At 65.5% G+C, this 12661-nt stretch carries 12 protein-coding genes and 1 pseudogene; 9 read left to right on the top strand and 4 right to left on the bottom strand.

Features of this window, described 5'->3' with window-relative positions; genetic code table 11:
* Window positions 1-484 precede the first annotated feature (484 nt).
* The 3 genes from katB (at window position 485) to FFS27_RS18025 (ending at window position 2960) form a co-directional block, all read left to right on the top strand.
* Complete coding sequence (gene katB, locus FFS27_RS18015; RefSeq protein ID WP_003094881.1) at window positions 485-2026, top strand: catalase KatB; 1542 nt, start codon at window positions 485-487, stop codon at window positions 2024-2026.
* Between the two features lie 53 nt (window positions 2027-2079).
* Window positions 2080-2631, top strand: a complete 552-nt coding sequence (locus FFS27_RS18020) for an ankyrin repeat domain-containing protein (RefSeq protein WP_016562360.1) — start codon at window positions 2080-2082, stop codon at window positions 2629-2631.
* A 74-nt stretch (window positions 2632-2705) separates the two neighbouring features.
* The gene (locus FFS27_RS18025; RefSeq protein WP_003094873.1) at window positions 2706-2960 is read left to right on the top strand and encodes a YdcH family protein; all 255 of its coding nucleotides are present in this window, start codon (window positions 2706-2708) and stop codon (window positions 2958-2960) included.
* Between the two features lie 61 nt (window positions 2961-3021).
* On the opposite strand, the gene FFS27_RS18030 is transcribed toward FFS27_RS18025, so the two are convergent.
* Entirely contained in the window at window positions 3022-3456 is a 435-nt protein-coding gene (locus FFS27_RS18030; protein ID WP_137952123.1) for a CopD family protein, read from the bottom strand.
* Between the two features lie 109 nt (window positions 3457-3565).
* Here FFS27_RS18030 and radA point away from each other — a divergent pair, with 109 nt between their 5' ends.
* Entirely contained in the window at window positions 3566-4927 is a 1362-nt protein-coding gene (gene radA, locus FFS27_RS18035; protein WP_003094867.1) for a DNA repair protein RadA, read from the top strand.
* A gap of 6 nt (window positions 4928-4933) precedes the next feature.
* On the opposite strand, the gene mapZ is transcribed toward radA, so the two are convergent.
* Window positions 4934-5311 carry a cyclic di-GMP-binding protein MapZ gene (gene mapZ, locus FFS27_RS18040; protein ID WP_003094864.1) on the bottom strand — a complete coding sequence of 126 codons (378 nt, stop codon included), beginning with the start codon at window positions 5309-5311 and terminating at the stop codon, window positions 4934-4936.
* Window positions 5312-5513: 202 nt separating this feature from the next.
* Between mapZ and FFS27_RS18045 the strand changes: the two genes are divergently transcribed.
* The 5 genes from FFS27_RS18045 to FFS27_RS18065 all read left to right on the top strand — a co-directional run bounded on the left by FFS27_RS18045 (window position 5514) and on the right by FFS27_RS18065 (window position 10143).
* On the top strand, window positions 5514-6020 hold the full coding sequence (locus tag FFS27_RS18045; protein WP_003094862.1) for a DUF3015 domain-containing protein: 507 nt from the start codon (window positions 5514-5516) through the stop codon (window positions 6018-6020).
* A 337-nt stretch (window positions 6021-6357) separates the two neighbouring features.
* Window positions 6358-8424, top strand: a complete 2067-nt coding sequence (locus FFS27_RS18050; protein WP_003094859.1) for a carbon starvation CstA family protein — start codon at window positions 6358-6360, stop codon at window positions 8422-8424.
* A 48-nt stretch (window positions 8425-8472) separates the two neighbouring features.
* Window positions 8473-8676, top strand: coding sequence for a YbdD/YjiX family protein (locus tag FFS27_RS18055; protein WP_003094856.1), 204 nt, complete (start codon window positions 8473-8475; stop codon window positions 8674-8676).
* Between the two features lie 59 nt (window positions 8677-8735).
* Window positions 8736-9740 carry a GTPase gene (gene yjiA / locus FFS27_RS18060; RefSeq protein WP_003094852.1) on the top strand — a complete coding sequence of 335 codons (1005 nt, stop codon included), beginning with the start codon at window positions 8736-8738 and terminating at the stop codon, window positions 9738-9740.
* A 22-nt stretch (window positions 9741-9762) separates the two neighbouring features.
* Window positions 9763-10143 carry a hypothetical protein gene (locus FFS27_RS18065; RefSeq protein ID WP_003135006.1) on the top strand — a complete coding sequence of 127 codons (381 nt, stop codon included), beginning with the start codon at window positions 9763-9765 and terminating at the stop codon, window positions 10141-10143.
* A 77-nt stretch (window positions 10144-10220) separates the two neighbouring features.
* Here the strand turns inward: FFS27_RS18065 and glyA are convergent, their stop codons facing one another.
* Together glyA and morA are read right to left on the bottom strand one after the other, a co-directional pair.
* A complete protein-coding gene (gene glyA / locus FFS27_RS18070) occupies window positions 10221-11474 on the bottom strand; it encodes a serine hydroxymethyltransferase (protein ID WP_003094846.1) in 1254 nt (417 codons plus the stop codon).
* A 122-nt stretch (window positions 11475-11596) separates the two neighbouring features.
* Window positions 11597-12661 (bottom strand): annotated as a pseudogene (morA, locus tag FFS27_RS18075) (cyclic di-GMP receptor MorA); the annotation flags it as partial.

A 12661-nucleotide genomic window follows, 5' to 3' on the forward strand; every position in this document is an offset into this window, starting at 1 on the left:
TGGCGAAAACGTAAGAAATACTCGTCGAATTGATTGTTTTTTGATCATTTGGCGAGTTTAAAAGTTGCGCTAGGTGGTATGCCGGGGAAATACATGGCTACTTCAGACCATCCTTAGAGGAAAAACATTACACTCATGTCGATTTTCAGGAATTCGCCAAGAAAGAAGACAAAGCAACTTCGGCAACTTGGAACTGCGCCATGCAGATGGCGGAAGTTGAAGTTGGAGTGGCGAGGTTCTCCGACCTAACTTCGCAGGCAAATAAGAAGGTGAACTCGTTTACCGGCGAGCGGACTGGGAGTGCCTGGTGCATCAGCGCGGGCGTTCTTCGGCTGGCGGTCTTTTTTATTTCTTTTTGCGATTCATGGGTGCATTGATATTCCTAATCGGCGCGGTGAGGTTTTTCAATTTAGCGTCGCCGGCGGCGCTCCTTACCTTGGTCGGGCGCAACAAGACGCCTGACAAAGCCATTAGGAGCTCTTCCATGAACCCTTCCCTGAACGCCTTCCGTCCTGGCCGCCTGCTGGTGGCGGCAAGCCTGACCGCCAGCCTCCTGTCGCTGTCCGTGCAGGCCGCGACCCTGACCCGTGACAACGGTGCGCCAGTGGGCGACAACCAGAACTCGCAGACCGCCGGGCCCAACGGTTCGGTGTTGCTGCAGGACGTGCAACTGCTGCAGAAGCTGCAACGTTTCGACCGCGAGCGCATTCCCGAACGCGTGGTGCATGCCCGTGGCACCGGCGCCCATGGCGAGTTCGTCGCCAGCGCCGATATCAGCGACCTGAGCATGGCCAAGGTCTTCCGCAAGGGCGAGAAGACCCCGGTATTCGTGCGCTTCTCCGCGGTGGTGCACGGCAACCACTCCCCGGAAACCCTGCGCGATCCGCGCGGTTTCGCCACCAAGTTCTATACCGCCGACGGCAATTGGGACCTGGTGGGCAACAACTTCCCGACCTTCTTCATCCGCGATGCGATCAAGTTCCCGGACATGGTCCATGCCTTCAAGCCGGACCCGCGCAGCAACCTCGACGACGACTCGCGACGCTTCGATTTCTTCTCCCACGTGCCGGAGGCGACCCGCACCCTGACCCTGCTGTATTCCAACGAGGGCACCCCGGCCAGCTACCGGGAAATGGACGGCAACAGCGTGCATGCCTACAAGCTGGTCAACGCCAGGGGCGAAGTGCACTACGTGAAGTTCCACTGGAAGAGCCTGCAGGGCCAGAAGAACCTCGATCCGAAACAGGTGGCGGAAGTCCAGGGTCGCGACTACAGCCACATGACCAATGACCTGGTGAGCGCGATCCGGAAGGGCGACTTCCCGAAATGGGACCTGTACATCCAGGTGCTCAAGCCCGAGGACCTGGCGAAATTCGACTTCGATCCGCTGGACGCGACCAAGATCTGGCCGGGCATTCCCGAGCGCAAGATCGGCCAGATGGTGCTGAACCGCAACGTCGACAACTTCTTCCAGGAAACCGAACAGGTCGCCATGGCGCCGTCGAACCTGGTGCCGGGCATCGAGCCTTCCGAGGATCGCCTGCTCCAGGGACGGCTGTTCGCCTACGCCGACACCCAGATGTACCGGGTCGGCGCCAACGGCCTGGGCCTGCCGGTCAACCGCCCGCGCAGCGAGGTCAATACCGTCAACCAGGACGGCGCGCTGAACGCCGGACACAGTACCAGCGGGGTGAACTACCAGCCGAGCCGGCTCGATCCGCGCGAGGAGCAGGCCAGCGCCCGCTACGTGCGGACCCCGCTGAGTGGCACCACCCAGCAGGCGAAGATCCAGCGCGAGCAGAACTTCAAGCAGACCGGCGAGCTGTTCCGCTCCTACGGCAAGAAGGACCAGGCCGACCTGATCGCCAGTCTCGGCGGGGCGTTGGCGATCACCGACGACGAGAGCAAGTACATCATGCTTTCCTACTTCTACAAGGCTGACAGCGACTACGGTACGGGCCTGGCCAAGGTGGCTGGGGCCGATCTGCAGCGCGTCCGGCAACTGGCGGCGAAGCTCCAGGATTGATCGCAACCGGGGCGGCCATCCAGGCCGCCCTTCCTCTATCGGTTTGGCGGGAGATGACGACGATGCGAGGTTGGATTCTGGCAGGCTTGCTGCTCGCGGCGCTGGCCGCGCAGGGTGGCGAGGTGCATGGGGTCGAGGTCGAAGCGCGGTTGCGCGACTACTTCTTCGATGCCGCCCGACGCGGTGACCAGGCCATGCTGAAGGAATTCGTCGAGGCCGGCTTCGACCTCGATGTGCAGGATGCCAAGGGCTATACCGCGCTGATCCTGGCCGCCTACCACGGCCATGGCGGAGCGGTGGAACAATTGCTGGAGGCCGGTGCCGACCCCTGCGTCCAGGATGCGCGCGGCAACACCGCCCTGATGGGCGCCATCTTCAAGGGCGAGGTCCGCATCGCCCGGCGCCTGATCGGCGCGCAATGCAGCCCCGACCAGCGCAACGGCGCAGGGCAGACCGCGGCCATGTACGCGGCGCTGTTCAAGCGCGAGGAGCTGCTCCAGGCGCTGTCGGCGCGCGGTGCCGACCTTGGCGCCCGCGATGCGCTGGGCAACAGCGTGGAAAGCCTGCGACGCGGCGAACTGAACGGCACTGCGGCGGCGAAGTGATCGGGGGCAATGTTCGGAGGAGGCCTGCTGGGCTAGTCTGGAGGTGTCGTATACAACGTCAGAGGAGGTCCGTCATGCCGCTCGAGCAACATCCGCTTTCCCGGGAGTTTCCGGATTTTCATGCCGAACTGAAGCAACTTCATGGCAACGACGCCCACTTCACTCGCCTGGCGACGGACTATGAGAGCCTCGACAAGCGCATCTACGAGGTCGAGGGCGGTCGCGAACCCCTCGACGACCTGGCGCTGCAGGGGTTGAAGCAGCAACGGGTGCAACTCAAGGACGAAATCGCCGAGAGGCTGAGGAAGGCCAACGGAAAAGGCCATTGATTCATTCACGACAACGGTATGAAAGAGGGCGCCTCCGGCGCCCTCTTTCATGTGGGCATGCTCAGAAGGTGCCGCCGAAACGGAAACTCTGTCCGACCGCGACGAAACACAGGCCCACCAGGGTGATCGCGGCGATGTGCCAGCCCAGCTTCGGCAGGCTCTCGGCGTCCAGGTTCGGGATCAGGCGCAGGCGCGCATGCACGCCCAGGGCGGCGGTCGCCGCCAGGAGCAGCAGCTTGAGCTGCAGGGCACGGGCCACCGGCGTGGCGCCGAACCAGTGGTCGAACGGCAGCCACAGGCTGGCCAGCCACAGGCCGCTGACCACCTGCAGCAGCAGGGCGGGGATGCCGATCCGCTCGTAGACCTGCTCGAAGGCGCGGATCGCTTGGGGATCGCGGCGGCGCAGGGCGCGGGGGAGGATGCCGAGGGCCAGGACCAGGTGGCCGCCGACCCAGATCGCGGCACCCAGCAGGTGCAGGAACAGCAGTGTGCGCATGGAAGTCTCCTTGTCCGGCCATCAGTGTCGCGCGAAGCGCGGTCGATCGAGGCTGATCGGAATCAAGCCAGCGGCTATCATCTGCGCTTTGCCCGCGAGAGGAGTTCCCATGGCCAAGGCCAAGCGCATGTACGGCTGCACCGAGTGTGGCGCGACCTTCCCGAAATGGGCCGGCCAGTGCGCGGACTGCGGGGCCTGGAACACCCTGGTGGAGACCGTCGTCGAGGCCGCGCCGAGCGGCTCCGGGCGCGGCGGCTGGGCCGGCCAGCAGGCCAACCTGAAGACCCTGGCGGAGGTCAGCGTCGAGGAGATGCCGCGCTTCACGACCGGTTCCACCGAACTGGATCGGGTTCTCGGCGGCGGCCTGGTGGACGGGTCGGTGGTGCTGATCGGCGGCGATCCCGGCATCGGCAAGTCGACCATTCTCCTGCAGACCCTTTGCAACCTGGCCAGCCGCGTCCCGGCGCTGTACGTCACCGGCGAGGAATCCCAGCAGCAGGTGGCGATGCGCGCGCGGCGCCTGTCGTTGCCGGAAGACAAGCTCAAGGTGATGACCGAGACCAGCATCGAGACCATCATCGCCACCGCGCGCCAGGAGCAGCCGCGGGTGATGGTGATCGACTCGATCCAGACCATCTTCACCGAGCAGTTGCAATCGGCGCCGGGCGGCGTCGCCCAGGTCCGCGAGAGCGCCGCGATGCTGGTGCGCTATGCCAAGCAGAGCGGCACGGCGATCTTCCTGGTCGGCCACGTGACCAAGGAAGGCGCCCTGGCCGGCCCGCGGGTGCTCGAACACATGGTCGACACCGTACTGTATTTCGAAGGCGAGTCAGACGGCCGCCTGCGTCTGCTGCGGGCAGTGAAGAACCGCTTCGGCGCGGTCAACGAACTGGGAGTGTTCGGCATGACCGACAAAGGCCTGAAGGAAGTGAGCAACCCTTCGGCGATCTTCCTCACGCGGGCCCAGGAAGCGGTGCCCGGCAGCGTGGTGATGGCCACCTGGGAAGGCTCGCGGCCGATGCTGGTGGAGGTCCAGGCGCTGGTCGACACCAGTCACCTGGCGAATCCGCGGCGGGTGACCCTGGGCCTCGACCAGAACCGCCTGGCGATGCTGCTGGCGGTGCTGCACCGGCACGGCGGTATCCCGACCTACGACCAGGACGTGTTCCTCAACGTGGTGGGTGGGGTCAAGGTGCTGGAAACCGCCTCCGACCTGGCGTTGATGGCGGCGGTGATGTCCAGCCTGCGCAACCGCCCGCTGCCGCACGACCTGCTGGTGTTCGGCGAGGTCGGGCTGTCCGGCGAGGTGCGTCCGGTGCCGAGCGGCCAGGAGCGCCTGAAGGAAGCCGGCAAGCATGGTTTCAAGCGTGCCATCGTACCCCTCGGCAACGCGCCGAAGGAGGCGCCGGCGGGATTGCAGGTGATCGCCGTGACGCGCCTCGAGCAGGCCCTGGACGCCCTCTTCGAGTGATCCGCCTCAGTCGTCGTGGGCGCTGACCAGCAGGGCCAACTCGCGCTCGAGGAGTTCCTCGTCGCCTAGGTTCAGTTCCACCAGGCGGCGCAGGTGGCTGATGGAGTCGAGGTCGATGTGCTGGCATTCGAAGCCGAGCAGGCCGTCGCGAGCCCAGGCCAGGCTGATCTCCATGCGGATCAGTACATCCAGGCCCAGGTACAGGCGGGCCTCGAAGGGCCGTTGCGGGTCGCCGTTCCAGTCCTGCGGCTGGCCGACCAGGATGCCGTGCAGGGAGACGTCGTGGAGCAAGACCTCCCAGCGCCGTTCGCCCTGGAGGATCTCGCTGTCGGCGTCGAAGGCGATCCGGTGGAAACGTCGACGTTCGTCGTGCTGGTCACTCATGTCGCGATCCCTCGGTGCGCGCTGCTGGATACCACTATAGCCAAGCCATGCCGGCGGGGAAGTGGCGGAATTCGATCGGCGGTGCCGTCCGTCCTCGCCTGTGCGGCTGGATCGGCGGCATGTGTCCGAGTTTGACAGTTCGTCAAGTCTCGCCAAAGCTGCTAAAGCGTTTTTCTCCAAAATACAACTGCGGAGCGCAGACATGGACAAGCGACTTTTGAGCAAGGGGTTGGTTCTGGGGCTGCTGAGCCTGGGCAGCATGACGGCACACGCCGACGCGGCAGGCGGTAATGGCTGTGGTTGGGGCAACATGGTGTTCGAGGGCCAGCGCGGCCTGTTCCCGCACCTGCTGGCCACCACCACCAACGGTACCTCGGGCAACGCCACCTTCGGCATGACCTCCGGGACCAACGGTTGCAACACCAATGCTCGCCTGGGCTACGGCGGCCGCTCGATCTTCGCCATGAACGGGATGCTCGACAACATCGCCGAGGACATGGCCAAGGGCCAGGGCGAAGCGCTCGACGCCTATGCCGTGCTGCTCGGCGTGGAAGCCAAGGACCGGGCGCACTTCGCCCAGGTCACCCAGCAGCATTTCGGCGAGATCTTCGCGAGCAAGGATGCGACGGGCGAGCAGGTCCTGAGCAACACCCTGGCGGTGATGAGTCGCGACGGCACCCTGGCGCGCTACGCCAAGCAACCGGCCTGAGATTTCAGGCCCAGGAAAGAGCCCGCTACGGCGGGCTTTTTCGTGTGCGCGGCCTGCCCGCCGGAGGTTGCCGCCTCCGTTGCCACGGCAGACGAGCGGCTTGGGCATACGGCGTTTTCCCAGGGCGCTTCCTACGGAGAGGGCAAGGCCGCGCCGAAGTGTTTTCGCCTGGCCGGCCCTTGTCGGCCATGGACTTTTCCGGCGGATTCCTGCGACATTGCGCCTACCGCCATCGTGCGGTAACCGCTCTAGACTAAGGTCGTATGACCCCTGGTCGGTTCGCGGCTAGAATTTTCGCTGCAGAACTGCGCCCTCCATCTGTCGGAAGCCAAACACTATGAACAATAACAATAGCCTGCTACGTCACCTCGCCTGGCTGGTGGTGGCGATCGTGGGCGCCGCGGCCCTGGGCGTCGTCGCCCTGCGTCGTGGCGAAGCGATCAACGCCTTGTGGATCGTGGTGGCGGCGGTGGCCATCTACCTGGTCGCCTACCGTTACTACAGCCTGTTCATCGCCAGCAAGGTGATGCAACTGGACCCCAACCGCGCCACTCCCGCGGTACTCAACAACGATGGCCTGGACTACGTCCCGACCAACAAGCACATCCTCTTCGGCCACCACTTCGCCGCCATCGCCGGCGCCGGTCCGCTGGTCGGTCCGGTCCTTGCCGCGCAGATGGGCTACCTGCCCGGCACCCTCTGGCTGATCGCCGGCGTAGTCCTTGCCGGCGCGGTGCAGGACTTCATGGTCCTGTTCATCTCCAGCCGCCGCAACGGCCGCTCGCTGGGCGAGCTGGTGCGCGAGGAAATGGGCCAGGTGGCCGGGACCATCGCGCTGTTCGGCGCCTTCCTGATCATGATCATCATCCTCGCGGTGCTCGCGCTGATCGTGGTGAAGGCTCTGGCCGACAGCCCCTGGGGCATGTTCACCGTCCTCGCGACCATTCCCATCGCGCTGTTCATGGGCGTCTACATGCGCTTCATCCGCCCCGGCCGGATCGGCGAGATCTCGATCATCGGGGTGTTCCTCCTGCTCGGTTCGATCTGGCTCGGCGGGCAGGTCGCGGCCAGTCCGGAATGGGCGCCGCATTTCACCTTCAGTGGAATCCAGATCACCTGGATGCTGATCGGCTACGGCGCCGTCGCCTCGGTACTGCCGGTGTGGCTGCTGCTGGCGCCGCGCGACTACCTGTCGACCTTCCTCAAGATCGGCACCATCATCGGCCTGGCGATCGGCATCCTGATCGTCATGCCGGAACTGAAGATGCCGGCCCTGACCCAGTTCACCGACGGCACCGGCCCGGTCTGGAAAGGCAGCCTGTTCCCGTTCCTGTTCATCACCATCGCCTGCGGCGCGGTGTCCGGCTTCCACGCGCTGATCTCCTCGGGGACCACGCCGAAGCTGCTCAACCGCGAGCCCGACGCCCGCTACATCGGCTACGGCGGCATGCTGATGGAGTCCTTCGTGGCGATCATGGCGATGGTCGCCGCCTCGGTGATCGAGCCGGGCATCTACTTCGCCATGAACAGCCCGCCGGCGGTGGTCGGCGCCGACGTCAACGCGGTGGCCGCGACCGTCAGCAGCTGGGGCTTCGCCATCACGCCGGAGCAACTCACCCAGACCGCCCAGGACATCGGCGAGACCACCATCCTGGCCCGTGCCGGCGGCGCGCCGACCCTGGCGGTGGGGATCGCGCACATCCTCCACCAGGTGCTGCCGGGCGAGAACACCATGGCCTTCTGGTACCACTTCGCGATCCTCTTCGAGGCCTTGTTCATCCTCACCGCGGTGGACGCCGGCACCCGTGCCGGGCGCTTCATGCTGCAGGACCTGCTGGGCAACTTCGTGCCGGCGCTGAAGAAGACCGAGTCGTGGACCGCCAACATCATCGGCACCGGCGGCTGCGTGGCGCTGTGGGGCTGGCTGCTGTACCAGGGCGTGGTCGACCCGCTCGGCGGGATCAATACCCTGTGGCCGCTGTTCGGCATTTCCAACCAGATGCTCGCCGGCATCGCGCTGATGCTCGCCACCGTGGTCCTGATCAAGATGAAGCGCCAGCAGTATGTCTGGGTCACCATCCTGCCGGCGGCCTGGCTGCTGATCTGCACCACCACCGCGGGCCTGATCAAGATCTTCGACAGCAACCCGGCGGTCGGCTTCGTCGCCCTTGGCGAGAAGTACGCCACCGCGCTGGATGCTGGCCAGGTGCTGGCGCCGGCCAAGGATATCGGCCAGATGCAGCACGTGGTGCTGAACGCCTACATCAACGCCGGTCTGACCGTGCTGTTCCTGCTGGTGGTGTTCAGCGTACTGTTCTACGCCATCAAGGTCGGCATCGCGGCCTGGGGCAAGAGCGAGCGGACCGACAAGGAAACCCCGTTCGAGCCCATTCCCGACGCCTGACCGGCCGCGCTCCCCGGTTCGCCGGGGAGCCTTAACGAGGAACTCGCCATGTTCAACGACCTCAGCCGCATGGGCAAATACCTGGGCCAGGCCGCCCGGATGCTGGTCGGCATGCCCGACTACGACACCTATGTCGAGCACATGCGCAACAAGCACCCGGACAAGCCGGTGATGACCTACGAGGAGTTCTTCCGCGAGCGCCAGGAGGCGCGCTACGGTGGCGGCAAGGGTCGGCCGATCCGCTGCTGCTGAATCCCCATCCTTCCGCGGGCCACGTCTGACGTGGCCCGCGTCTTTTCTGGAAGTTGCGCATGTCCGAAGTAGCCAACGACAACCACGCCCCGATCCCCGTTACCGTGCTCACCGGCTTCCTCGGCGCCGGCAAGACCACCCTGCTCAAGTACCTGCTGCAGGCCGAGCACGGCATGAAGATCGCGGTGATCGAGAACGAGTACAGCGAGACGCCGATCGACGGCCAGTTGCTCGGCGTCGAGCCGGTGCAGGTGATGACGCTGTCCAACGGCTGCGTCTGCTGCTCGATCAACACCGACCTGGAAAAGGCCCTGTTCCTCCTGCTGGAGCGCCGCGACAACGGCGAGATCGACTTCGACCGCCTGGTGATCGAGTGCACCGGCCTGGCCGATCCGGCGCCGGTGGCGCAGACCTTCTTCGCCGACGAGGAACTCTGCCAGCGCTACGTGCTGGACGGCATCATCACCCTGGTGGACGCCGCCAACGCCGAGCGTCACCTGCAGGAAACCATCGCCCAGGCCCAGGTCGGCTTTGCCGACCGCATCCTGGTGAGCAAGACCGACCTGGTCGACGCCGCCACCTTCGAGGCCCTGGGCCAGCGCCTGCAACGGATCAACCGGAGGGCGCTGGTGCATGTGGTCGAGCACGGCCGCATCGACCTGGCGCACCTGCTCGACGTACGTGGCTTCAACCTCAACGCCGACCTCGGTCCTGGCATCGGCCTGCGCCCGCTGCGAGCGGTGGCAGCCAAGGACAGCCGCGATCGCATCGGCACCCTGGTACTGCGCAGCGACACGCCGCTCGATCTCGAAAGACTGAGCGAGTTCATGGACGACCTGTTGCAGTGGCATGGCAATTCCCTGCTGCGCTACAAGGGCGTGCTGAACATCGCCGACGAGCCGCGTCGCCTGGTGTTCCAGGGCGTGCTGCGACTCTACGGCTTCGACTGGGATAGCGAGTGGCGGGACGACGAGGCGCGCGAGAGCGTGATCGTGTTCATCGGCGACAACCTGCCGGAGGACAGTATCCGCGAGGGCTTCGAACGCATCGTCGAAGGCCGCTGAGGCGCATCGACGCCAAAGGAGCGTGGAAATGGACAGGGAGGCATTGATCGGCGCCTGGCGGGACTGCATCCGTGGCGCGGACAAATCCTGGGTGCTGTTCGCCCAGGGCACTTGCGTGATCCTCACGCAGCCGGAGCCGGACCTCGCGGCCCAGGCGCGGGCATTGCTGGCCGAGTGGGGAGCGGTACAGGTCGGCACGCCGGCGGGCGACTTCGGCGTGATTACCCTGGACAACGGCCGCGGCTGGGTGGTGACCGGGCATCACCCGGACATCCTTACCTTCGTCCCTCGCGAGGAACTGGAGGAGGACGCCGGCGAGCTGCTCGTCGGCATGCACGGCCGCTCCCGGCGGGGCGAGGATGCCGAGGCTTTGGCGGTGATCCATGTAGAGGACCGGCGATAACGCTACCCGGCGCCTCCTTCCTCGGAGGAAATGAAAAAGCCCGGCATTTGCCGGGCTCTTTCGTCTTGCCTTGTCGCTTAGTTGCCGTAGACCGGGAACTTGGCGCAGATCGCCTTGACCTTCTCGCGTACGCCGTCGACCACGGACTCGTCGCCCATGTTCTCGAGGATGTCGCAGATCCAGCCGGCCAGCTCGCGGCACTCGGCTTCCTTGAAGCCGCGGGTGGTCACGGCCGGGGTACCGATGCGCAGGCCGGAGGTGACGAACGGCGAGCGCGGGTCGTTCGGGACCGAGTTCTTGTTCACGGTGATGAACGCGCGGCCGAGGGCGGCGTCGGCGTCTTTGCCGGTGATGTCCTGCTTGATCAGGGAGAGCAGGAACAGGTGGTTCTGGGTGCCGCCGGAAACCACGTCGAAACCGCGGTCGAGGAAGACCTGGGCCATGCTCTGGGCGTTCTTCAGGACCTGCTGCTGGTAGGTCTTGAACTCCGGCTGCAGGGCTTCCTTGAAGCACACCGCCTTGGCCGCGATCACGTGCTCCAGCGGACCGCCCTGGGCCCCGGGGAATACCGCGGAGTTGAGCTTCTTCTCGATCTCCTCGTTGGCGCGCGCCAGGATCAGGCCACCGCGCGGACCGCGCAGGGTCTTGTGGGTGGTGGTGGTGACCACGTCGGCGAACGGCACCGGGTTCGGGTAGACGCCAGCGGCGACCAGGCCGGCGACGTGGGCCATGTCGACGAACAGGTAGGCGCCGACCTTGTCGGCGATGGCGCGGAAGCGGGCGAAATCGAGGACCTGGGAATAGGCGGAGAAGCCGGCGACGATCATCTTCGGCTTGTGCTCCACGGCCAGGCGCTCGACTTCGTCGTAGTCGATCAGGCCATTGGCGTCGATGCCGTACTGCACAGCGTTGTACAGCTTGCCGGAGGAGGAGACGCTGGCGCCGTGGGTCAGGTGGCCGCCATGGGCCAGGCTCATGCCGAGGATGGTGTCGCCGGCCGACAGCAGGGCCAGGTAGACCGCGGCGTTGGCCTGGGAGCCGGCGTGCGGCTGGACGTTGGCGTAATCGGCGCCGAACAGTTGCTTGGCGCGGTCGATGGCCAGTTGCTCGACGATATCGACGTACTCGCAGCCGCCGTAGTAGCGCTTGTGCGGATAACCTTCGGCGTACTTGTTGGTCAGCACCGAACCCTGGGCTTCCATCACCGCCGGGCTGGTGTAGTTCTCGGAGGCGATCAGCTCGATGTGCTCTTCCTGGCGCTGGGCTTCCTGCTCCATCGCGGCAAAGAGTTCGGCATCGTAGCGGGCGAGGGTCAAATCACGGCTGAACATGGCGGTCCTCATAAGGATCGGTGCTGGGAAAAGGCGCGCATTCTAACCCATGCGGCGGGTGCTGGCACATGAAAGGCCATCATGTCGCGGACAAGCGGCGCTCAAGCGCGCCGCACGGCGGCTCAGCCCTCGTTGAACATGAACAGCACGTCGCTGGCGTAGAGCATGCCGAACTGCTCGGCGGGCATCGGCCGGCCGAACAGGTAGCCTTGCACCTCGTCGCAGCCGTGCTCGCGAAGGAAGTCCAACTGGGCCTGGCTCTCCACGCCCTCGGCGATCACCATCAGGTTCAGGCTGTGGGCCATGGCAATGATCGCCCGGGCGATCTGTGCGTCCTGTTCGCCGTGGGGCAGGCCGTCGACGAAGCTGCGGTCGATCTTCAGCACGTCGATGGGGAACTGCTTGAGGTAGTTCAGCGAGGAGTAGCCGGTGCCGAAGTCGTCCACCGCGATGGCCAGGCCGAGGCGCTTGAGCCCGGAGAGGATCTGCATGGCCTCGGCGACGTCGCTCATCAGGATGCTTTCGGTCAGTTCCAGCTCCAGGCAGGCCGGCGGGATGCCTGTCTCGTAGAGGATCGCGGCGATCCGCTCGCCCAACTGGCCATCGGCGAATTGCCGCGCCGAGAGGTTCACCGAGACCTTCGGCACCCGCACCTTGGCCTTGTGCCAGCTGCGCAACTGCTTGCAGGCTTCCGCCAGCAGCCAGTCACCGACCTGGGCGACCAGGCCGATCTCCTCCAGCACCGGAATGAACTCGCTCGGCGGAACCAGTCCGCGGCGCGGATGCTGCCAGCGCAGCAGGGCCTCGGCGCCGGTCAGGCGGCGGCCGTCGCCGGTGAACTGCGGCTGGTAGTGGAGGACGAACTCGCCCAGTTCCAGGGCGCGGCGCAGGTCGCTTTCCAGTTCCAGGCGCTCCAGGGCGCGGGCGTTCATCTCGGCCTGGTAGAACTGGAAGTTGTTCTTGCCCATCTCCTTGGCGTGGTACATCGCCGTGTCGGCGTTCTTCATCAGCAGGCTCAGTTCGGCGCCGTCCTGGGGCGACAAGGCCACACCGATGCTGGCGGTGACGAAGAATTCACGGCCTTCCAGGGTGAACGGCCGGGCCAGACGGCCGAGGATCAGCTCGGCGACCTGGATCGCCCGTTTCAGGGCGATCTCGCGGTCGCCCTGGGAAGGCAGCAGCAGGGT

The sequence above is a fragment of the Pseudomonas sp. 2VD genome (genome assembly GCF_005503585.1).
GTDB classification, from domain to species: domain Bacteria; phylum Pseudomonadota; class Gammaproteobacteria; order Pseudomonadales; family Pseudomonadaceae; genus Pseudomonas; species Pseudomonas aeruginosa.